This window comes from Pseudomonas sp. AB6, from assembly GCF_034314105.1.
Lineage (GTDB): Bacteria > Pseudomonadota > Gammaproteobacteria > Pseudomonadales > Pseudomonadaceae > Aquipseudomonas.
The window spans coordinates 3,734,432-3,756,049 of record NZ_JAVIWJ010000001.1; the positions used below are offsets into that span (position 1 = coordinate 3,734,432).

The following is a 21,618-nucleotide window of genomic DNA, read 5'->3' on the forward strand; positions in this document are numbered from 1 at the left end:
AACGGCCGCAAGCTGAGCGATCAATGCAACGACGGTTTCGGTTCGAGTGTCGCAGGCTTGTTGCATTCAGTGAATAGCAGCAGCGGAGCGACGCGCAGGTATTCCATCACTTCCATGTAATCGCCTTCGCCATCTTCGGACTCTTCCAGCGCGTCCTGGACTTGAGCGATAGCCGATAGATCTTGAAGAACTTCCATAGCTTCAGCACTGATTGCAGTATCACGGGCAGTCAGACCAAAACCGGCAAGAAAGCCTTGGCACCACTGGCCAAGCGCAATGGCGCGCTCAGCCAACGGGGCGTCGTCAGTAGGCAACAACAGCACGACAGTCATGTCGTCACTGGTCAATTCACCTTTGACCATCTCTTGCAGACCAACCAGCGCCTGGCGAATAGCGTCTTGCGGTGCTGCGCCGAGCATTTCGCTGGCATCGACCATCCAGCTATCGATGTCGAAACCAGCGCCAGCACAACTGCGGCCCAACAAAAGGCCATGCAGCTCGGCAGGAGACACAGGATAGCCACCGGCATTGAGCAGGGCGGCAAAAGCTTTATACGGAGAATTCTGAATAGGCATGGGTAACTAGGCGCCAAGCGGCGCAATGTCTAGAATGGAGGCCTTGTATCGTAGGGCGTGCGCTCATTTATTTCCAGCAGTTGCACCAGTAAACGCGCCGAGACTGCCCTGCAAGCCCTTTTGAACGACTATTAACGCGCCTGCACCTACGCCATTCATCAGAAAGTATTCAGTGGGACACAATGGAAGATACCGATCTACAAGCGTTGATGGCTCGACTGGAGTTGCTAATCAAGCGTGTCGAGCAACTAAAAAGCCAAAATGGACTCTTAGTAGCTCAGGAAAAATCCTGGCGCGAGGAACGCGCTCATCTCATTGAAAAAAATGAAATCGCCCGTCATAAGGTGGAATCCATGATTTCGCGCCTCAAGGCCCTGGAGCAAGACTCATGAGCTCAAGTAACAGCGTAACTGTTCAGATTCTCGATAAAGAATATTCGATCATCTGCCCTCAGGAAGAGCGCACCAATTTGGTCAGTGCTGCGAAATACCTGGATGGCAAGATGCGTGAAATCCGTAGCAGCGGCAAAGTCATTGGGGCCGATCGCATTGCCGTGATGGCTGCGCTCAACATCACCCACGACTTGCTCCATAAGCAGGATTTGCCCGACGTTCAGGCCAGTGGGTCGACCCGCGAGCAAGTGCGCAATTTGCTGGAAAGGGTTGATCTAGTGCTGGCCACTGATCCGGAACCCACCCAAAAGTGAATCTTTGGACAGGTTTCGGGTATACTTGCGACCGCTCCCTGGAGTGCTAGCCAGTCGGTCATGTCCCTGAGCCGATACGCACAACCACGGGGGTTGCACGTTGGGGACGGTGTGCATGTCCGCTTGACGGAAAGCCTTAAGTCCTCCTGCAATCTCCACCTTGAACTTTCGGGTTCAAGGGCTACACCGACAGCGGTTCGTCGGGGAGTCTTTATTTTTATCCATGGCCAGTCTTGCTGTCTGGCGATGGTCTTTACGATTCGGCGCCCAGCCAAATTGACTCTGGATCTACCTGAATGACCAGTCCCGCGCCACTTTCGCGGCAACAACTGCGTACTCAGTTGCGCAAAACTCGTCGCGCCTTAAACCCCAGCCAACAACGCCAAGCCGCTCGCGGTCTGTATCGCCAGCTCGCACAAAACCCACTGTTCCGCCGCGCCAGACACATAGCGCTATATATCCCCAACGACGGTGAAATCGACCCGCGCTTATTGCTGCGTGCAGCTCAACGACGCGGCAAGAAAACCTACCTGCCGGTGCTCAGCGCCTGGCCACGCACCAAGATGGTTTTTCAGCGCGTCATTCACGGGGAAACGTTTAGACCTAACCGCTTTCGCATCCCCGAGCCGCGATCAAATGTCGCCCGGCAGCGACTCGTTTGGACACTGGATCTGATTCTTCTACCGTTGGTGGGTTTTGACGATGTGGGGGGGCGACTGGGCATGGGCGGTGGTTTTTATGACCGTAGCCTAGCGTATCAGGCCCGAAGAAAAGCCTGGCAGAAGCCGGTTTTGCTTGGGCTGGCCCATGAATGTCAGAAGATCGATCAATTGGCGCAGGCGAGCTGGGACGTGCCGTTACAAGGCACTGTGACCGATAAGCGCTGGTATCAAGGAGTCAATAAGGATCGAGGCTAGACGCTGCTTATGATTGCAGCGTCGATAGGATCAATCAGTGCTGCGGTGGCTTTTGATGGTGCTGCTGAGAAATTTCTACAGGCGCATCAGACTTATTCGTCCACAAACTCTGTGCGTAGCCGGTGGTTACTACACCCAAACCGAACAAAAAAGCCAAAACCCATAAAATATCCGGTTTGCGTTTCATCGATTGCCCCCCTTGGGCAAATCAATGCGTCACTGACTACGGTTTATAAAGCCGCTGCAACAACGCGATGCTTAAAATCACGCGCATTCTCCGACAACTATCACTTTCACGCAAATGATGGCGTCAACCGAACGTCGGTTTGTCATAAAATCGCATCACTTTTTTCAACCCCGATTCAGGAGCAACACCCATGGCCTATTGGCTGATGAAATCCGAGCCGGAAGAACTCTCGATCAAAGACCTTCAACGCCTAGGCGAAACTCGCTGGGACGGCGTACGCAATTATCAGGCGCGAAACTTCATGCGAGTTATGGCGCCTGATGACACCTTTTTCTTTTATCACTCCAGCTGCGCGCAACCCGGGATTGTCGGCATCGGACGTATTGTTGATGCAGCTTATCCGGACCCCACCGCACTTGATCCGGGTGGCGCTTATTTCGACCCGAAATCCAGCGAGAAAAAAAATCGCTGGAGCGCCGTCAACGTCAGCTTCGTCGAAGCTTTTCCACACGTGCTAAAAATCAGTTACCTGAAGCAGCAAAGCGCACTGGAACAATTGCCTCTCGTGCAAAAAGGTACCCGGCTTTCAGTCATGCCAGTATCCGCCGACCAATGGCAAGCGATACTGGCGCTGCTTTAAATCCCGGTTCAAGTACGTCATTGAATGATTAGGTTGTTGAAGAGCAAATCTTCAACAACCGGCTTACCCTCCTCATCGCTCATGATTTGCTGGGTTTGCTTGAGCGCTTCCTGACGCAATTTTTCCTTCGCATCGACGTTATTCATGGTGTCGACGGTTTGTTGCGAAAACAGCGCCACCAACTGATTGCGAATCAGCGGCTCATTGTGTCTGACCGCCTTTTCAGCGTCGGCACCTGTAACCCGCAGCGCAATATCAGCTTTGTAGACGTGCAGCTTCGGCCCGCCATCAAGGCCGTAGTTGCCCACTAGGGCAGGACTGAGGGAAACATAAGCCACCTTGCTGGCATCGCTTTCTTTAGACTCTTCAGCCGATGCCACGACGGGCAGCGACAAAGCCAACAACATGATGATCCACGCTTTCACAGTCCACTCCTCATCCGATTTGCTGCGTAGCTTACTGCACTTATGTCTGCTTATTTGGCTCCGGCATTCTGATTGACCCAGAAATCTGCCTACCTACACTTATCGGCTATAACTAAAAAAGGAATAGTCCGATGAAAGCCCTGCTGTGCAAAGCCTTCGGCCCCGCCGAAACATTGGTGCTGGAAGAAGTCGCCAGTCCAGAAGCAAAGAAAAACGAAATTGTCTTGGATGTGCACGCAGCGGGGGTCAATTTTCCGGACACGCTAATTATTGAAGGTAAATATCAGTTCAAACCCCCCTTCCCTTTCTCTCCGGGCAGTGAAGCATCGGGCGTGGTTTCGGCCGTCGGTGAAAAAGTCAGCCACTTGAAAATCGGCGATCGGGTCATGGCGTTGACCGGCTGGGGCAGCTTTGCTGAACAAATATCAGTAGCTGGCTACAACGTTTTGCCTATCCCGGATGCGATGGATTACATCACTGCTGCTGGTTTTAGCATGACCTACGGCACCTCCATGCACGCCCTCAAGCAGCGCGCCAACCTGCAACCCGGCGAAACCCTGCTAGTACTTGGCGCCTCAGGCGGCGTAGGCCTCGCCGCCGTCGAAATCGGCAAAGCCATGGGCGCCAAAGTCATCGCCGCCGCCAGCAGCGCGGAGAAACTTGCCGTAGCCAAAGCAGCCGGCGCCGATGAGTTGATCAACTACAGCGACACTAATCTCAAAGACGAGATCAAACGCCTCACCAATGGGCTGGGCGTTGACGTTATTTACGACCCGGTGGGCGGGGATCTGTTTGACCAAGCGGTGCGGTCAATTGCTTGGAATGGCCGGTTGTTGGTGGTGGGGTTCGCCAGCGGGCGTATTCCTGAACTGCCGGTAAACTTGGCGCTGTTGAAAGGTGCTTCGGTGGTTGGGGTGTTCTGGGGATCTTTTGCGCAAAGACAGCCGTTGGATAACGCGGCTAATTTTCAGCAGTTGTTTGCGTGGTATGCGGAGGGGAAGTTGAAGCCGTTAATATCGCAGGTTTATCCGCTGGAAAAGGCCGGAGAAGCGATTGACTCGTTGGCGCAGAGGAAAGCAGTTGGGAAGGTAGTTGTTGGAGTTAGATGACGGGAATTAAGAACCCGGGCCGCTGCGATGGTGGCTCGGGAGTCCAAAGCCATAACTATTACCCTGCACTACCCTGTGAGGCCGAATTCATTCGTTTGAGCTTCGCTTCCAGATTCAGGTCCGGCATGGCGTGGCTGCGCAAGCAGTTAGCGGTTTGTTCGACGTAGTCGCGCGTGCTGCCGTTGCGGCCGCAGGCATTGGCGAGGACTTGGCTGAGGACACTGTCGGGCAAGTTGCCGGCGTAGCTGGGCAGGTGGCGTTCGAGTACGAAACCCAATGCTTGAACCCGAGTGCCGTCTTCAAGGCGGCAGCTTAGCCAGTGAGGTCTATACGAGGGGTAAGGCATTTCGCGCTGCCAAAGGGCGAGCAGTGATTCTTGCAAGCATTCTGCGGGCAGGCGATAGGCGAACCCGCTGCAAGAACCCCCGCGATCAAGACCGAACACAAGACCAGGAAGTTCTGGTGTGCCACGGTGTTCGTGGGACCAAAGATACAAACCGCGATGATAACCGTGCACTCGTCCGCGCTGACGCTCTACGGCGGAGCATTCCGGCCGCCAAATGAGCGAGCCATAAGCGAATAGCCACACAGGGCCACCTTGATGCAGCTTCATGGTGTCTTGCATAGAGCTGAGCAGTTGTTCGCGCGTTAACTGCGGGCCGAGGTCAATTACCGGTGGGTAACTGATCTCCAGGCCGATGTGGGCAGCCGCGATCAAACTGTTGAGTTCATTCCCCATTGCTTTCCCCCTGGCCTTACCACCCCAGTTGTCGCTGACCTGATGCATATCATGCAATTTGTAATCCACTACCGAAGCTGATCTTCCGAGCGGTAGTGAACACAAAGACGCTGCGGGCGCCTTTGCGGTCACCGTTATAGCTTAGAAGCCTTGGTCAACTATTCTAAATACCGAAATCGAATAGCGAGTGAGGCTGCTGAAAGGCTAACGGAACTCTTCTAATCCGACCGCCTAACACTGTCAGAAATTTCCGACACATCCTGTAGGCATCTCACTCTTTCAAGCCTCACTACAGCGCTGTATAAAGCCGCCCCTTGGCTTTAAATGCTCAGAGGAAAATGATGAACGTTAGAGAAATCAAACGCTGGGCGTCATTGACGCTACTGACGGCGCTCACATCTGTAGGGGCGAGTGAAGCCATGGGCAAGGGTGAAGATGGCTTCTGGCTGGTCCAGACCAGTGTATATACACGGCATTTTTCTCCAGACCCTAAACACAATAATCAGCAGCAGCTGATTGGCCTAGAGCGCAACGAAGGGTCTGGTTTGCTGTATGGAGCAGCCACGTTTCGCAATTCGTACGATCAGCAATCAGCTTACGGGTATGTCGGCAAACGCTTTGAGAACGCAGATTATCCGGTGTACGTGAAAGTTTCTGGAGGCCTAATGTATGGCTATCGGGGCCAATACCGCGACAAGATTCCGTTCAACCGATTTGGCGTTGCGCCGGTGATTATCCCATCGGTGGGCGTCCATCTCGGCCCTGTCACGGCCGAGGCGGTTTTGTTGGGGTTCTCGGCGACGATGGTGAACGTCGGGGTTCGTTTCTGAGGCTGACTCAGCCGCGAGGCGCGTAGGCAAAAACGTCGGCGTGCATCTGGTGCGCGTCCATTCCGGCATTGACCAAGGCGTCGAGCGTTGCGTAGACCATTGCCGGGGAGCCACTGGCGTAGACAATCACCGACGACAAATCGCTGATGTCCTGGCTTACCGCTTCATGCAACATGCCGCAGCGCCCTTTCCAACCGCATAGGTCGCTGACTACTTTATGCAAATACAAGTTTGGCATCTGTTTCCACTCGTCCCAATGGGGCATGTCGTAAAACTCTTCAGGGCGTCGAACCCCCCAGTACAGATGCACGGGGTGTTGAAAACCCGAAGCACGGCAATGCTCGATCAAGCTTTGCATTTGCCCCATGCCAGTGCCGGCTGCAATCAATACCAGCGGCCCAACAGGTAAATCGGCGAGGTGTGAATCGCCATAAGGCAGTTCGACGTTGACCATGCTGTTGCGCTGCAATTGTTCAATAAGGCTCAATGCACTGGCTTCACGAGCCAGTATGTGCATTTCAAGATCGCGCCCGCGGTGTGGGGATGAGGCCATGGAGAATGCCGATTTCTCGCCGTTTTCGCGTTCGATCATCAAGTATTGTCCGGCGTGATAGCGCGGTGGCTTACCTGCGGGCGCTCGCAGCCGAATGCGCCATACGTCCCCGCCAACTTCAACGCACTCGGTAATCTGGCAGGCCAGCTTGCGTAACGGCAATTCGTTACGCGCTAACACGCCATCCCACATCACCACGCAGTCTTCCAGCGGCTCGGCCAGGCAGGTGTAGAACTCGCCATGATCACGCTCCTCACCCGCTTGCATGACTCGACCTTCGACCAACAACGCAGAGCAAATATGGCAATTGCCATTGCGGCAACTCTGCGGGCAGTCATAGCCAAGACGTTGTGCAGCGTCGAGTATTCGCTCGCCGGGCAACATCTCCAGTACCGCACCAGACGGCTGCAAGGTTACACGCATCAATCTATTCCCAACTCATTCCAAATATCGTCGATCCGGCGTGTTACCGCTTCATCCTTGACGATAACCCGACCCCACTCACGTGTGGTCTCACCCGGCCATTTATGCGTTGCGTCCAGACCCATCTTCGAACCCAGACCGGAAACCGGGGAGGCGAAATCGAGATAGTCGATCGGCGTATTTTCGATCATCACCGTATCGCGCTTGGGGTCCATGCGTGTGGTAATCGCCCAGACCACATCGCTCCAGTCCCGAGCGTTAATGTCATCGTCGGTGACAATAACGAACTTGGTGTACATGAACTGTCGCAGAAACGACCAGACACCCAGCATTACGCGCTTGGCGTGGCCGGGATATTGTTTCTTAATGGTCACGATGGCCATCCGATAGGAACAGCCTTCAGGCGGCAAGTAGAAATCGGTGATCTCCGGAAACTGTTTCTGCAGAATCGGCACGAACACTTCGTTTAGCGCTACGCCAAGGATAGCCGGTTCATCAGGTGGCCGACCGGTGTAGGTGCTGTGGTAAATCGGTTTGATTCGATGGGTGATGCGCTCCACCGTGAACACCGGAAAGCTATCGACTTCGTTGTAATAACCGGTATGGTCCCCATACGGCCCTTCATCGGCCATCTCGCCGGGATGAATCACGCCTTCGAGGACGATTTCCGCACTAGCTGGAACTTGCAGGTCGTTACCACGGCATTTAATGAGCTCAGTGCGGTTACCGCGCAGCAAGCCAGCGAATGCGTATTCGGACAAGCTGTCAGGCACCGGCGTCACTGCGCCGAGAATCGTCGCCGGGTCAGCACCTAACGCCACGGCGACCGGAAACGGCTTGCCGGGATACTTCTCGCACCACTCCCTGAAATCCAGCGCGCCGCCACGGTGACTCAACCAGCGCATGATGACCTTGTTGCGGCCGATTACTTGCTGACGATAAATACCCAGATTTTGGCGGTCCTTGTTCGGACCTTTGGTGACGGTCAACCCCCAAGTGATCAGCGGACCTACATCGCCCGGCCAGCAAGTCTGGACTGGCAACATGCCAAGGTCGACATCATCACCTTCGATAACCTGTTCCTGGCATGGGGCATCTTTGACGATCTTGGGTGCCATTGCGATGATCTTGCGAAAAATCGGCAGCTTCGACCACGCGTCCTTCAAGCCTTTAGGCGGCTCAGGCTCTTTGAGAAACGCCAGCAGCTTGCCGATTTCACGCAGTTCGCTGACGGCTTCGGCGCCCATGCCCATGGCCACCCGTTGCGGCGTACCGAACAGGTTACCGAGTACCGGAATGTCATAACCGATGGGGTTTTCAAAGAGCAATGCCGGGCCTTTACTACGCAAGGTCCGGTCGCAAATTTCGGTCATCTCAAGCACCGGCGAGACGGGCACCTTAATGCGTTTTAACTCTCCGCGCTGCTCAAGCTGCTGCACGAAATCCCGAAGATCCTTGAATTTCATTGATCAGGCCATTCCTAAAATAGACGCACATCCTACCTGCTCTGAAGGTTGAATAGGCGACGTCAGCGGGCATTTTCGCTCAAGAAAATCGGGTCGAACAATGGGGTAAGGCGTTCGCCACCTTGATCCGATAAGTGATTTTCATCCATGTACAACGGCGCGCCGTTTATCTCGGCCCGGCAAACACCGCTCGAGCACAACAGCGCGGCCGGATCTAGCACGCGCACTTGACCATCGGCAGCGCTCAATTCAGCGAATAAACTGTCGATAAATCGCTGTCGTGCTTTATGCTCAACAACCGGGCGACCAACCATCGAAGCAGAACGCCCGATCATGGCCAAACTGCTCAGTCGACCGATAGTGCCCGGACGCTGCATCGGCACTTCCTTGAACAACCATACCCGTGCGCCGGTTTCACGCACACGGGCGACCATCTTGCGCAGGTCGTCCGCCATGTGTTGCTCTGCGCTGCCACCGTCGTCAGCTCGGAACACCACGTACTTCTGGTCGCCGTCTTCTTCCCCATACAGATATAGACTCCAGCGACCCGCGAGTACGACATCGCGAACCTTTTTTCGGCGCACCAGCGCCAACGTTTGCCGATTGAAGTCTTCGCATTGCTGACGAACGTGAGCACCAATGATGGGTGGGCAACCCGCCAAGCTGACAAGCCAAACAGATTTACCATAACGCTCTGCGTCGGCCCGGAGCGCAGGCGTCAGCGCGGCAGCATGGCTATCACCCCACACAAATTGCAGAGGCGATGTGTCGGTGGCCCCGCCAAAGCGGCACACGGTGTTCAAATCAGCGCTTTGCGTGTCCATCAAACATGCTATCTGCCCTTGAGTCCAATGACTCGCCTGAGCATATCGCATGGCTTGATCGGATAAACGCTCAGGCATACCGTCCGTCCAGCGTAATGATTGGCCCAGCATGGCCAGCGCCAACATGCTGATAGCGGCAGCACCCACCATTGACTCGCGAGTCGCCATTAGCCGCTTTTGCCTGAAAGGCAGTTCTACAAAACGCCAGCTCAGACATGCCAACCCCATGCTAACTAGCACCCAGGCGCAGGCTTCGGTCAGTGACAGGCCATCGACCGATACCGCATTGGCGTAGACGAAAATCGGCCAGTGCCAGAGGTAGAGCGAATATGAAATGAGCCCAACTCCTACCAGCATCCGAGTGCCCAGGAGTCGGCCCACCCACGTCGGTGACTGGCCGTTGGCCCACAACATCGCTGTAGCACCCAGTACCGGAAGCAACGCCGCCCAACCCGGAAACAACGTATTTTTGTCTAACGTACACACCGCCAGGATCACGGCCGCAAATCCCGCCACGCTCACGACCTGATAAACCCACGGACGCAATCCGCGTGGCTGCGCAGGTAGCGCAGGTAGCGCAGCCAGCATTGCGCCGCACAGCAACTCCCATGCCCGCATCGGCAATAAAAAGAAAGCGGCATCGGGTTGCCGGGCCACAGTCCAAATATTGAGAAGAAACGACACCACCAGCAACGCGAACAACACCCAACGCCAGCGCCGGATATAACGCGTAAGCAGAACCATCAACAAAGGGAAGAAAATGTAGTACTGCTCTTCGACAGACAGCGACCAAGTGTGCAGTAACGGTTTGAACGCCGAAGCCGCCTCGAAATAGCCGTCTTGATGCATGAAAAGAATGTTGGAAACGAACATCGCCTGGTAACGAACGGCTCGGCCCAACTGCGCATAATCGTTAGGGGGTAGTAGCAACCAGCCGACTAACAGAACGGCGCCTATCACTACACTTAACGCTGGGATAATGCGTCGAGCGCGCCGCGACCAAAACTCATAAAAACTGAACCGCCCAGCTTCGATTTCACGACATATGATTGATGTAATCAGAAATCCTGAAATAACAAAAAACACGTCGACGCCTACAAAGCCGCCGCTGAAGCCATTGAACCCGTAATGAAACAGGACGACTGGAATAACGGCCAGCGCCCGTAATCCGTCGATGTCACGACGATTGCCAAGGATGTAATTCACTTCCGTGTCCCAAAAAAAATGGTGTCCCTAAGGACACCACTCTTTTCACACGGTTCAGCCAGATTGAGTCAGCGGCTTATTTGCGCTTCATCGACAGGAAGAACTCGTCGTTGGTCTTGGTCTGCTTCAGCTTGTCGATCAGGAACTCGATAGCCGCGACTTCGTCCATAGGGTGCAGCAGTTTGCGTAGAATCCACATCCGTTGCAGCTCGTCATCAGCCGTCAGCAACTCTTCACGGCGGGTACCGGAACGGTTGATGTTGATAGCTGGGAACACGCGTTTTTCAGCGATTTTACGATCCAGCGGCAGCTCCATGTTGCCCGTGCCTTTGAATTCTTCGTAAATCACTTCATCCATCTTCGAGCCGGTTTCAACCAGCGCGGTAGCGATGATGGTCAGCGAGCCGCCTTCTTCGATGTTCCGTGCAGCGCCGAAGAAACGTTTCGGTTTCTCCAGGGCGTGAGCATCGACACCACCGGTGAGTACCTTGCCGGAGCTAGGAATCACGGTGTTGTAAGCACGAGCCAGACGGGTGATGGAGTCGAGCAGAATCACCACGTCTTTTTTGTGTTCGACCAAACGCTTGGCCTTCTCGATCACCATTTCGGCAACCTGTACGTGCCGGGTTGGTGGCTCGTCGAAGGTCGAAGCAACCACTTCGCCGCGCACAGTGCGTTGCATTTCGGTCACTTCTTCCGGGCGCTCATCGATCAACAATACGATCAGATGGACTTCCGGATTGTTACGCGTGATGTTCGCTGCGATGTTCTGCAGCATGATGGTTTTGCCGGCTTTTGGCGGCGCAACGATCAGGCCACGCTGGCCTTTACCGATCGGGGCGCAAAGATCGATCACCCGGCCAGTAAGGTCTTCAGTTGAACCGTTACCGACTTCCATCTTCATGCGAATGGTCGGGAATAACGGCGTCAGGTTTTCGAAAAGAATCTTGTTCTTCGCGTTTTCCGGACGGTCATAGTTGATCGTGTCGACCTTTAGCAGAGCGAAATAACGCTCGCCTTCTTTAGGCGGACGGATCTTTCCGACGATGGTATCGCCAGTGCGCAGGTTGAAACGGCGGATCTGGCTCGGCGAGACATAAATATCGTCAGGACCGGCTAGGTAGGAGGCGTCTGCAGAGCGGAGGAAACCGAAGCCGTCCTGGAGAATCTCCAACACGCCATCACCGGAAATTTCCTCGCCACTTTTGGCGTGCTTTTTCAGCAGGGAAAAAATCACATCCTGCTTACGCGAACGGGCCATATTTTCTATGCCCATCTGTTCGGCCATTTCGAGCAGATCGGTAATCGGCTTTTGCTTGAGTTCAGTCAGGTTCATATAGGAATGACGTAATCATGTATGGGAGGGGAAATTAAGCTTTTGGCTTAATGAGGCCGCGCCGCAGAGAAGGCGACAGGATCGCGTACTAATTCGAAAGGATAAGCGTCGGCGACGGCTAGCAGGGGGCAATGGAGAAGCCATTGCGGGGCCGAATGTAACACTGCACTTTCAGGGCGTCTAGTCCTGGCTTCATAAAAAACCCCGCTTTGTGCGGGGCTTAGGTGCTTCAGATGTTGCTATCGAGAAATGCAGTCAGTTGCGACTTCGACAGAGCGCCTACTTTGGTAGCTTCAACGTTGCCGTTTTTGAACAACATCAGGGTCGGGATACCGCGAACGCCATGCTTGGCAGGAGTTTCCTGGTTTTCGTCAATGTTCAACTTGGCAATCGTCAACTTGCCCTTATACGTCTCGGCAATTTCGTCCAGGACGGGGGCAATCATCTTGCATGGGCCACACCACTCGGCCCAGTAATCTACTAGTACCGCGCCTTCAGCCTTGAGGACTTCTGCTTCGAAGCTGGCGTCACTGACGTGTTTAATAAGGTCGCTACTCATGGAAAGTCTCCGAGGTCGTAGGCTAAAAATCGTGCTCCATCATAGCGGGACTCACCGGGTTCAGGAAGCCGAGGTTGATTGAGTCTTGCTATGGTCCTGCATCAATTGCGCAATAGGTCGGCACCGGCAAGCATAAAAGTCGGTGCAAAGTCGGTGCGAAACAGAGCTTCAAAAGAAGGCCAGGTGGTGCCGAAGGTGCCCAAAGCCAAAGCGGCGCAACTTGCGCGGCAGATGCTGGAGCGCGTTGGGGGGGGAATTCGATGCATTCCCTGATCGCTTGTCAGGCGGTCAGCAACAGCGCGTGGCGATTACCCGTGCGTTGGCCATGTCACCCAAAGTGCTGCTGTGCGATGAATCCCCTCGGCTCTCGATCCCGAAGGGTCGGTCGATCACGGGGGCTGAGGGAACTGATTTGATTTTCGATGAAGCGCTAAACATAAATCAATCCCCTCACTGCCATAGAACTCGACAACGACACGCCATTAATAGCGGTAATAGCTGTTCACTATCCGCACTGAAAGGCTCGATCTTTTCGATGTCACCGGGAAATTGCCAAACCCTTGAGCATCGACTCGTCGTTGGCCTGACTCCCCATCAAATTCGCCAAAGTAACTTTGGCTAACAATAAATTCCTCTGTTTCTGTGTCAAACAGACGAAATATCAGTTTAGGGGGGACTATTTGAGGCGGTGGGTTCTCTAAAGCCGCCAGCATCCTTCGGTGGCGAGCGTGCGGCTCGTAATCCCCCCAGTCAAACGTGCGCGCCTCAGGCTTGGTCAGCACCCACTCGCCGCGCTCAATCTGCTCCCAGACATAACGATCGTGAAAGACCATCGAGGCGCGTCGCAATTCGGCCAGACCTTCGATTTTCCGATGCCCTGCTAAAAGTCTTTTGACTATCACCAAGGCTTCAGCGGGAGAATGGACGTATTTTTCTTCTCCCATGTTGAGTTTACGACGATGCACCAACTTCATGCCGACGCTCCCTCATTCCAGTAGTCGGAACCCGTCGTTCCGCAGGTTTCATGAGTCGAGCTGTTGTTCCGATACGTAAACGTAACAGTTTCCAATTGAGTGATATGAGCAAATGCAGGATCGCGCCAATGTGGCATTGCGATATGTATATCGGTAATCAGGGCGTCTTTATAGACCATGGTAAAAAAATGCTCATGAAAACCATTAGGTGAAATTCGATACCAGTCAAACTTGCATTGGCTCAGTGTTTCACCCGTGCGCCACGCTTCAAACAGTAATGGGGTCGACTTATCGAGCATCTTGGTAATGGTGAAGGGCCCATGAACCCGATGGCCGGGCTGCGCCCCTTGGGGTCGACCAAAATGCTGATCAAATGAATCCACCAGAATTTGATCTTCTCGCCCGAGCTGGTAGTTATTGCCAATTGACTCTAACGACGAACAGCCTTCAGTAATCAATTTTTGTTTTTCGCCGATGATGGTCAAGTAGGGTGGCATTGGCATGGGTGTACTCCTTGGCTAGATAGGGTGTTTTTTAGATTGGGTAGTTGAGGTGGAACTTGCCCACTGATTGTGACGAACTCAGTTGAATCTATAAGGCAGCTCCAACGACGCCGAGTCATGGGTAAGGCGTCCAAGGCTTGGCAACTTCAAGGGTGATCTTATAGCGCTCTTCTTCGGGGCGTTTGCGATCTTCAAAACGATGCACTGTGAGCATGGCCTGATACTTGTCGCCGGCATACCAATAAGTTATGCCTCCCTTGTCGCGCAATTGAGCGCGCCATTGGGGCGTATCGGCAAAGGGTGGATATTTTTTGTGATTTCTATCTATCCATCCGCCGCGGCGCCATTGTTCCTGAAGGTCCAGCACTACCTTTAAGGCATCATCCAGTAACAAGGGCTCGGTCTGCGGAGAGATACGAACATCGCCAATGGTGTTGCCCTTGAATCCCATAGTGAAGGACGTACCAATGGGGGTGATAAATCCATATTGCGGGTCGAGGAACCGTAATCGGGCGTTGGATTTTGCACCGCCCCACGATATTCCCCCGTCTGGATAAGGTGGACTAAAGCGGGCTGACGACTGCTTTCGCATATTCTCGTAAGTTCCACCGATCTCCACGACGATCTCCCGCTCGTACCACGACCTCGCGACGAATGCTGCCCATGCCGTCAGAACTATCATTAGCGTCCAACGACGCCAAGTCATGGGTAAGGCGTCCAAGGCTTGGCAACTTCAAGGGTAATCTTATAGCGCTCTTCTTCGGGGCGTTTGCGATCTTCAAAACGATGCACTGTGAGCATGGCCTGATACTTGTCGCCAGCATACCAATCAGTTGTGCCTCCCTTGTCGCGCAATTGAGCACGCCATTGAGGCGTATCGGCAAAGGGTGGGTATTTTTTGTGATTTCTATTTATCCATCCTCCGCGACGCCATTGGTCCTGAAGGTCCAGCACTACCTTCAAGGCGTCATCGAGTAACAAGGGTTCCAGCTGCGGAGACATTTGGATGTTTTCAATAACGTTGTCATCGAATACAACGAATACGTCAGCGCTTTTTGGCGTGATAAATCCATATTGCGGGTCGGTGAATCGTAATTGTACATTTGACTTTGGCATGCCCGGCCATATTCTCCCACCGGGAAAAGGTGAACTAAAACGGGCTGACGAAGCCTTGAGCATCTCCTCGTAGGTTCCACCTATCACCAGGGCGATCTCCCGCTCGTACCACGACCTCGCGACGAATGCTAACCATACTGTCAGCAGGGCCAGGCAGAACCAGTATCGCCGCTTCATTGGACACCTGACCCTTCGGCGATATCTCTTATTGATTGCTCCAGCAAAGGTCGATTTCCGTCACCCAGCATCTCGTCAAAACGCGCCGCTGCTTGCATCACGAAGGCTATGCGCTGCGTGTAATCTGACAAGTCTGCAAACGGGTTGCTGCTGAATTCGAGGGTGCGTCCATCCTCGACGGGATGGCATTGGCTCGCCAGCGTCAACTCAATCGCTTGAGCCACCCCCAAAGGAAAACCGGTGACATAGGAGGCATGGTTTCCGCGCAGTAGCCGTTTAAGTTGTGGGTCTTCGTAAATAGTCGGTTGCAGGATATTGCGTTGTTCATGTACAGCCAAAAGCTCCACGCTTTTGGCAATATTCCCTTTTTCTATCGCAGCGAAACCCTCCAGGATTTGTCCATGCCGAACACCGAACTCGAGCTTTTTCTGCCCCACAGGTCACAACACTGGAAACTTCGGATGACCAAAAATGCCCGCTCGCTCGCCAAGACAAATCCTTAGTTCATCAAGCCCACGCTTTTTGTAAAACGCATGCAGCGGGAAGATATCGAGAAACAACGTGGTATTACCCAGGGCCATCATGTCGTAGACGTGTCGGAACTGTTGTTGCATCAAGGAGGGTTCGCCGCCTAACGTCGAGAACGGCACAGGGTTGTTTTTGCTGGCGGCCTCATAATCCTCCATGGCGTGTTTATCCAACGTCTTGATATTAATCAGGCCCTTGATACCTACACTCGAGTCCGAGCCGCTGTCGAACATCCGGCGCCCGGCGTCGACTTCAGCTTGAATGACCTCATTCGTATTCGCTGCATGCAACAACCCGCAGCCGACTTGCTTAGATGCAAAGGCCGCAAGCCCTGCCCATTGGAAACGATTGTCGTGCAGCCACAACCGGGCATAGGCAGCGTTGATGGCGCGGTTGCGTTCGATGGAGTCGGCGATCAGGACACCGCCGGGGGCGACAATTTCTTCAGCTTCGCGCTGGAAGACTCGCCAGATTCCCGAGCAGGTCAGCACCGGGACGTCGGTGCATTCAAAGGTGGTGTCGTAAGCGCTCACCATGTGCGTTTTACATTCGGAGAACGGCTTGGTGTTCTGATTCAACTTCTGCGTGTCGCATTCGTGGTCTTTGAAACACTGGGTCATGGCGCTGGCTCCTGGCTGGAATAGCCGCACCCTACCAACCAAACACCAGCAAAAAATCGGCAAAACACACAATCAGAAAAGCCCTACATACCTACCACCAAGATCCTACAAATCGCAGAAGCAAAAAAATCAGAAATGCACGAAAAAAGCGGGCCGTCGCGCAGCAATACGGGGCTTTAGGAGGACGCTTGCCCGCGATCGGTTACGAAGCAGTCGTAAATAAGCGATGCTTGAGGGGAACCAACTCGTTGACTAGGGCATTAACGCGGTACCGGAAAACCTCTTTGCCTGATTAATCGCCAACAAGTTGGCTTCTACAGGGCGCCACACGACGCTTCGCGTTGGCGGCGGGGAAGGATCGTGGCACGATGACGGGGTTTTCGACCGAGACTCTTTAATCATGCCGCTGTCCCCTAGAAAAAATCATTCTTTGATCGCCGCCATCGACTTGGGCTCCAACAGTTTCCATATGGTCGTGGCCAAAGCCAATCTGGGCGAGATCCGCATTCTAGAGCGGCTCGGCGAGAAGGTTCAGTTAGCCGCAGGGATCACTGATGAACGCCAACTCACCGAAGAGTCCATGCAACGCGGTCTTGATTGTCTTAAGCAATTTGCTCAACTAATCAGTGGCATGGAGTCCGGCGCCGTCCGCATCGTCGGTACCAACGCCCTGCGTGAAGCGCGTAATCGGGGAGATTTCATTCGCCGGGCCGAAGAGATTCTCGGCCACCCGGTGGAGGTGATCTCAGGGCGTGAAGAGGCCCGCCTGATTTACCTCGGCGTGTCGCACACGCTGGCTGATGCTCCTGGCAAAAGGCTGGTCGCTGATATCGGCGGCGGCAGCACTGAGTTCATCATCGGCCAGCGCTTTGAACCGCTACTGCGCGAAAGCTTGCAAATGGGCTGCGTGAGTTTCACTCAACGGTATTTTAAAGACGGCAAAATCACCCCGGCGCGCTACGCCCAGGCTTACACCGCTGCGCGCTTGGAAATCATGAGCATTGAACACGCGCTGCATCGCCTCACGTGGGACGAGGCCATTGGCTCGTCCGGCACCATCCGCGCCATCGGTCTGGCCCTTAAAGCAGGCGGCCACGGCACCGGTGAAGTAAATGCTGAGGGCTTGGCCTGGCTCAAACGCCGAATGTTCAAGCTCGGTGATGTCGATAAAATCGACTTTGAAGGCATCAAACCTGACCGTCGGGCCATTTTTCCGGCAGGCCTGGCGATTCTTGAAGCTATTTTCGACGCACTGGAACTCACCCGCATGGATCACTGTGAGGGCGCGCTACGTGAAGGCGTGCTTTATGACCTCATGGGTCGCCATCATCATGAAGACGTGCGTGAGCGCACCCTCAGTTCGCTGATGGAGCGTTATCACGTCGACCTTGAACAAGCCGCCCGTGTCGAAGCCAAAGCGCTGCACTCTCTTGAGCAAGTGGCCGTGGCGTGGGGGCTGGAGGATGAGCCGTATCGCGAGTTATTACGCTGGGCGGCCAAGGTTCATGAAGTGGGCCTGGATATCGCTCACTATCATTACCACAAGCACGGCGCTTATTTGATCGAGCACTCGGACTTGGCCGGATTTTCCCGCGAAGACCAACAAATGCTGGCACTGCTGGTGCGAGGCCATCGCCGAAATATTCCCAAAGACAAGTTCGCTGATTTCGGCGAAGAAGGCATCAAGCTGATTCGTCTGTGCGTGCTGCTGCGCTTTGCGATTCTGTTCCACCACATCCGTGGCACCCAAGCGATGCCTCAAGTGGTGTTGCACGCCAACGATCAGAGCTTAGACGTATTGTTCCCGGACGGCTGGCTGGAAAACAACCAGCTGACTCAGGCCGACTTCGCACTGGAAGCCGAGTGGTTGGCCCGAGTTGGGATCGTCTTCAGCGTACGCTGAGTATTGGATTGCTCAGGCGCTCTAGCAGCGTCGCCTGGGCACTGCGAGGGTTCTGGTTACCGGTCGGCGTGCTGCGTGTGTAGCGGCCGTCTGAATGCAGAATCCAGGCGTGGGTATTATCCGTCAGATAACTCTCCAACTCCTTTTTGACCCGCAGAATCAACTTCTTGCCTTCGACCGGGAAGCACGTCTCTACGCGTTTATCGAGGTTGCGCTCCATCCAGTCGGCGCTGGAAAGAAACATCTGCTCTTCACCGCCATTGAGGAAGTAGAAGACCCGTGTGTGTTCCAGGAAGCGACCGATGATCGAGCGCACATGAATGTTGTGCGAAACACCCGCGATTCCCGGCCGTAAACAACACATACCGCGAATCACCAAATCGATACGCACGCCAGATTGGCTCGCCTTGTACAACGCACGGATAACCTTAGGGTCGGTCAGCGAGTTGAATTTGGCAATGATGTGCGCCGGTTTACCATCGAGGGCGAACTGCGTCTCCCGGGCAATCATGTCGAGCATGCCTTTCTTGAGGGTGAACGGTGCATGCAGCAGCTTCTTCATGCGCAACGTTTTACCCATCCCGATCAACTGACTGAACAGTTTTCCGACGTCTTCGCACAGGGCATCGTCGGAGGTCAGCAGGCTGTAATCGGTATACAGACGAGCGTTACCGGCATGGTAGTTGCCAGTCCCTAAATGCGCATAGCGCACAATCTCGCCGGCCTCGCGGCGCAGAATCAGCATCATCTTGGCATGCGTCTTAAATCCAACCACGCCATAGATCACGACTGCGCCTGCCGCTTGGAGACGGCTGGCCAGTTGCAGGTTGGACTCTTCATCGAACCGGGCTCGCAGTTCAATCACCGCCGTAACTTCCTTACCGTTACGAGCGGCGTCTACTAAAGCATCGACGATTTCCGAGTTGGCGCCACTGCGGTACAGCGTTTGCCGAACTGCGAGCACATGCGGATCTTTCGCTGCCTGGCGCAGTAAATCCACGACGGGTGTGAAGGACTCAAACGGGTGCAGCAGCAAAATATCTTGCTTGCTGATGACCGTGAAAATGTTCTCACTGTTTTGCAGTAGCTTAGGAATGGCCGGGGTAAACGGCGCGTACTGCAACTCGGGATGGCTATCCAGGCCAGTGATGCTGAACAAACGCGTCAGGTTGACAGGTCCGTTGACTTGATAAAGTTCGGTTTCACTCAGACTGAACTGCTTGAGTAAGTAATCAGAAAGGTGTTTCGGACAGGTGTCCGCCACTTCCAGCCTGACTGCATCACCGTAACGCCGCGAAAATAACTCGCCACGCAGGGCGCGGGCCAAGTCTTCTACGTCTTCGGTATCAACGGCCAAGTCGGCGTTTCGAGTCAGGCGAAACTGATAGCAGCCCTTGACCTTCATACCCTGGAAAAGATCATCGGCGTGCGCATGGATCATTGATGATAGGAAAACGTAGTTGTCCCCTGCTCCGCTGATTTCCTCTGGCACTTTGATAATGCGTGGGAGTAAGCGCGGTGCCGGAATAATCGCCAGACCGGAATCGCGACCGAAGGCATCAACCCCTTCCAGTTCAACTATAAAGTTCAGGCTTTTGTTCACCAGCAACGGGAATGGGTGTGTGGGATCGAGGCCGATCGGTGTGATGATCGGCGCAATCTCGTCACGAAAATAGCGACGAACCCAAGCTTTGAGCTTGGCAGTCCAGTACCGACGACGAATAAAACGAACCTGATGCTTTTCCAGTTCTGGCAAAAGGATATCGTTGAGAATCGCGTATTGGCGGTCCACATGCCCATGTACCAATTCGCTAATCCGCGCCAAAGCCTGTTGCGGCTGCAACCCATCTGCGCCCGCTTGTTCACGGGCAAAGGTAATCTGTTTCTTCAAACCTGCGACACGAATCTCGAAAAATTCATCGAGGTTACTGGAGAAAATCAACAGAAACTTCAGCCGCTCCAGCAATGGGTAGGACTCATCCAGCGCCTGCTCCAACACGCGAATATTGAACTGCAATTGCGACAGTTCGCGGTGGATGTACAGGTTGCTGTCGTCCAGATTATGAACAGCAGGCTGTGGCACTGGCGCGGGCTGGACCGCCTCGGGGACCGCCACCACTTCAATGCTCGGCTCAACCACAGGCTGAGTATCCTGAACGGCGATCTGAACAGCTGCTTCGGTGAGTCCTTCGGTATTCATGGGTGTTCCTGTTTGGGCTACTGCCCTTTTAGCAGTTGAGCAGCACGAACGGCGAAATAAGTAAGAATGCCGTCAGCACCTGCACGTTTAAAAGCGGTGAGAGATTCCAGTATCACCCCCTCACTCAGCCAGCCATTCTGGATGGCCGCCATGTGCATCGCGTATTCACCGCTGACCTGATAAACGAAGGTCGGTACTTTGAACTCTTCCTTTACCCGCAAAAGAATATCCAAATAGGGCATGCCCGGCTTGACCATGACCATGTCTGCACCTTCAGACAAGTCAGCCGCTACTTCGTGCAGCGCTTCGTTGCTGTTGGCCGGGTCCATCTGATAAGACGCCTTGTTGGCTTTGCCCAGATTCAGTGCCGAGCCTACCGCATCACGAAACGGACCATAATAGGCACTGGCGTACTTGGCTGAATAGGCCATGATCCGCACGTTAACGTGATCTGCCAACTCCAACGCTTCGCGGATAGCCTGAATGCGACCGTCCATCATGTCCGAAGGTGCGACTACTTGTGCACCAGCGGCAGCGTGGGACAAAGCTTGTTTAACCAGCGCATCGACAGTGATGTCGTTTTGCACGTAGCCATGCTCGTCCAAGATGCCGTCTTGGCCATGCGTGGTGAACGGGTCCAGGGCAACGTCAGTAATGACGCCTAATTCAGGGAATCGGTCACGTAGAGCACGAGTAGCACGCTGAGCGATGCCTTCAGGATTCCACGCTTCAGCGCCGTCCAGAGTCTTTTTTTCAGGCGGCGTGACCGGAAACAACGCCAACGCAGGAATACCCAGCGCAACCCAAGTCTCAGCTTCTATTAGTAACTGATCAATGCTCATACGCTCGACGCCTGGCATCGACGTAATCATTTCGCGACGGTTTTCCCCGTCGAGTACAAAAACCGGAAGAATCAGATCGTCGACGGTCAGAACGTTTTCACGGACGAGGCGGCGGGAGAAATCGTCGCGACGGTTGCGGCGCAGGCGAGTAGAGGGAAACAAGCGGCTGGCGGGGGTAAAGCTCACGGCAAGACTCCTGAGCCCGCGCTGGCGGGCAAGCGTGACAGTTATAAGCGGCTATTATGACCGCTGCGTTACAG

At 54.2% G+C, this 21,618-nt stretch carries 22 protein-coding genes, 1 other RNA gene and 2 pseudogenes; 9 read left to right on the forward strand and 16 right to left on the reverse strand.

The genetic code is table 11. The annotated features are described in order from the left end of the window. Positions 1 to 20 precede the first annotated feature (20 nt). Positions 21 to 575 carry a YecA family protein gene (locus RGW60_RS17630; RefSeq protein ID WP_322205781.1) on the reverse strand — a complete coding sequence of 185 codons (555 nt, stop codon included), beginning with the start codon at positions 573 to 575 and terminating at the stop codon, positions 21 to 23. A 182-nt stretch (positions 576 to 757) separates the two neighbouring features. Between RGW60_RS17630 and RGW60_RS17635 the strand changes: the two genes are divergently transcribed. From RGW60_RS17635 to RGW60_RS17650, 4 genes are all read left to right on the forward strand, one after another. After that, positions 758 to 967: a TIGR02449 family protein gene (locus RGW60_RS17635; RefSeq protein WP_322205782.1), complete on the forward strand. Its 210-nt coding sequence runs from the start codon at positions 758 to 760 to the stop codon at positions 965 to 967. Further along, positions 964 to 1,281 (forward strand): cell division protein ZapA, encoded by a 318-nt coding sequence (locus tag RGW60_RS17640; RefSeq protein ID WP_322205783.1) that lies wholly within the window; start codon positions 964 to 966, stop codon positions 1,279 to 1,281. The genes RGW60_RS17635 and RGW60_RS17640 overlap by 4 nt, the downstream gene beginning before the upstream one ends. Before the next feature lie 32 nt (positions 1,282 to 1,313). Beyond that, a non-coding RNA gene (ssrS, locus tag RGW60_RS17645) (6S RNA) lies at positions 1,314 to 1,492 on the forward strand. A gap of 85 nt (positions 1,493 to 1,577) precedes the next feature. Then, on the forward strand, positions 1,578 to 2,198 hold the full coding sequence (locus RGW60_RS17650) for a 5-formyltetrahydrofolate cyclo-ligase (RefSeq protein ID WP_322205784.1): 621 nt from the start codon (positions 1,578 to 1,580) through the stop codon (positions 2,196 to 2,198). 34 nt (positions 2,199 to 2,232) lie between these two features. On the opposite strand, the gene RGW60_RS17655 is transcribed toward RGW60_RS17650, so the two are convergent. Beyond that, positions 2,233 to 2,385 carry a hypothetical protein gene (locus RGW60_RS17655; RefSeq protein ID WP_322205785.1) on the reverse strand — a complete coding sequence of 51 codons (153 nt, stop codon included), beginning with the start codon at positions 2,383 to 2,385 and terminating at the stop codon, positions 2,233 to 2,235. Between the two features lie 190 nt (positions 2,386 to 2,575). Here RGW60_RS17655 and RGW60_RS17660 point away from each other — a divergent pair, with 190 nt between their 5' ends. Continuing rightward, positions 2,576 to 3,025, forward strand: a complete 450-nt coding sequence (locus RGW60_RS17660) for an EVE domain-containing protein (RefSeq protein WP_322205787.1) — start codon at positions 2,576 to 2,578, stop codon at positions 3,023 to 3,025. A 17-nt stretch (positions 3,026 to 3,042) separates the two neighbouring features. Here RGW60_RS17660 and RGW60_RS17665 read toward each other — a convergent pair whose 3' ends face one another. Beyond that, positions 3,043 to 3,450, reverse strand: a complete 408-nt coding sequence (locus RGW60_RS17665) for a flagellar basal body-associated protein FliL (protein ID WP_322205788.1) — start codon at positions 3,448 to 3,450, stop codon at positions 3,043 to 3,045. Positions 3,451 to 3,581: 131 nt separating this feature from the next. Between RGW60_RS17665 and RGW60_RS17670 the strand changes: the two genes are divergently transcribed. Beyond that, on the forward strand, positions 3,582 to 4,559 hold the full coding sequence (locus tag RGW60_RS17670; protein ID WP_322205789.1) for an NADPH:quinone oxidoreductase family protein: 978 nt from the start codon (positions 3,582 to 3,584) through the stop codon (positions 4,557 to 4,559). Between the two features lie 58 nt (positions 4,560 to 4,617). Here RGW60_RS17670 and RGW60_RS17675 read toward each other — a convergent pair whose 3' ends face one another. Then, positions 4,618 to 5,298, reverse strand: coding sequence for a gamma-glutamylcyclotransferase (locus RGW60_RS17675; protein ID WP_322206957.1), 681 nt, complete (start codon positions 5,296 to 5,298; stop codon positions 4,618 to 4,620). A 341-nt stretch (positions 5,299 to 5,639) separates the two neighbouring features. Between RGW60_RS17675 and RGW60_RS17680 the strand changes: the two genes are divergently transcribed. After that, complete coding sequence (locus RGW60_RS17680) at positions 5,640 to 6,128, forward strand: sn-glycerol-3-phosphate transporter (protein WP_407074091.1); 489 nt, start codon at positions 5,640 to 5,642, stop codon at positions 6,126 to 6,128. A gap of 7 nt (positions 6,129 to 6,135) precedes the next feature. Here RGW60_RS17680 and RGW60_RS17685 read toward each other — a convergent pair whose 3' ends face one another. From RGW60_RS17685 to trxA, 5 genes are all read right to left on the reverse strand, one after another. After that, the gene (locus tag RGW60_RS17685) at positions 6,136 to 7,104 is read right to left on the reverse strand and encodes a CDP-6-deoxy-delta-3,4-glucoseen reductase (RefSeq protein WP_322205790.1); all 969 of its coding nucleotides are present in this window, start codon (positions 7,102 to 7,104) and stop codon (positions 6,136 to 6,138) included. After that, entirely contained in the window at positions 7,104 to 8,570 is a 1,467-nt protein-coding gene (gene ubiD, locus RGW60_RS17690) for a 4-hydroxy-3-polyprenylbenzoate decarboxylase (protein WP_322205791.1), read from the reverse strand. Before ubiD ends, RGW60_RS17685 begins: the two co-directional genes overlap by 1 nt. Before the next feature lie 62 nt (positions 8,571 to 8,632). Beyond that, positions 8,633 to 10,600 (reverse strand): acyltransferase family protein, encoded by a 1,968-nt coding sequence (locus tag RGW60_RS17695; RefSeq protein WP_322205792.1) that lies wholly within the window; start codon positions 10,598 to 10,600, stop codon positions 8,633 to 8,635. Positions 10,601 to 10,676: 76 nt separating this feature from the next. Continuing rightward, complete coding sequence (rho, locus tag RGW60_RS17700) at positions 10,677 to 11,936, reverse strand: transcription termination factor Rho (protein WP_322166589.1); 1,260 nt, start codon at positions 11,934 to 11,936, stop codon at positions 10,677 to 10,679. A 229-nt stretch (positions 11,937 to 12,165) separates the two neighbouring features. Then, a complete protein-coding gene (gene trxA / locus RGW60_RS17705; protein WP_322166590.1) occupies positions 12,166 to 12,495 on the reverse strand; it encodes a thioredoxin TrxA in 330 nt (109 codons plus the stop codon). A 268-nt stretch (positions 12,496 to 12,763) separates the two neighbouring features. On the opposite strand from trxA, the pseudogene RGW60_RS17710 reads away from it, so the two are divergent. Then, a pseudogene (locus RGW60_RS17710) lies at positions 12,764 to 12,873 on the forward strand (ATP-binding cassette domain-containing protein); the annotation flags it as partial. 104 nt (positions 12,874 to 12,977) lie between these two features. On the opposite strand, the gene RGW60_RS17715 reads toward RGW60_RS17710, so the two are convergent. The 5 genes and pseudogenes from RGW60_RS17715 to RGW60_RS17735 all read right to left on the reverse strand — a co-directional run bounded on the left by RGW60_RS17715 (position 12,978) and on the right by RGW60_RS17735 (position 16,413). After that, a complete protein-coding gene (locus RGW60_RS17715; protein ID WP_322207007.1) occupies positions 12,978 to 13,469 on the reverse strand; it encodes a hypothetical protein in 492 nt (163 codons plus the stop codon). Continuing rightward, entirely contained in the window at positions 13,466 to 13,972 is a 507-nt protein-coding gene (locus RGW60_RS17720; RefSeq protein WP_322205794.1) for an Hcp family type VI secretion system effector, read from the reverse strand. Before RGW60_RS17720 ends, RGW60_RS17715 begins: the two co-directional genes overlap by 4 nt. A 115-nt stretch (positions 13,973 to 14,087) precedes the next feature. Next, a complete protein-coding gene (locus tag RGW60_RS17725; protein ID WP_322205796.1) occupies positions 14,088 to 14,678 on the reverse strand; it encodes a hypothetical protein in 591 nt (196 codons plus the stop codon). Continuing rightward, on the reverse strand, positions 14,675 to 15,151 hold the full coding sequence (locus RGW60_RS17730; RefSeq protein ID WP_322205798.1) for a hypothetical protein: 477 nt from the start codon (positions 15,149 to 15,151) through the stop codon (positions 14,675 to 14,677). Before RGW60_RS17730 ends, RGW60_RS17725 begins: the two co-directional genes overlap by 4 nt. Before the next feature lie 110 nt (positions 15,152 to 15,261). Beyond that, positions 15,262 to 16,413 (reverse strand): annotated as a pseudogene (locus RGW60_RS17735) (DUF2515 family protein). Between the two features lie 400 nt (positions 16,414 to 16,813). Between RGW60_RS17735 and ppx the strand changes: the two are divergent. Beyond that, positions 16,814 to 18,316 (forward strand): exopolyphosphatase, encoded by a 1,503-nt coding sequence (gene ppx, locus RGW60_RS17740; RefSeq protein ID WP_322205799.1) that lies wholly within the window; start codon positions 16,814 to 16,816, stop codon positions 18,314 to 18,316. Here the strand turns inward: ppx and ppk1 are convergent. Both ppk1 and hemB read right to left on the reverse strand, forming a co-directional pair. Further along, a complete protein-coding gene (ppk1, locus tag RGW60_RS17745; protein ID WP_322205800.1) occupies positions 18,303 to 20,516 on the reverse strand; it encodes a polyphosphate kinase 1 in 2,214 nt (737 codons plus the stop codon). The genes ppx and ppk1 overlap by 14 nt on opposite strands. A 17-nt stretch (positions 20,517 to 20,533) precedes the next feature. Continuing rightward, entirely contained in the window at positions 20,534 to 21,544 is a 1,011-nt protein-coding gene (hemB, locus tag RGW60_RS17750; protein WP_322205801.1) for a porphobilinogen synthase, read from the reverse strand. Between the last annotated feature and the right edge of the window lie 74 nt (positions 21,545 to 21,618).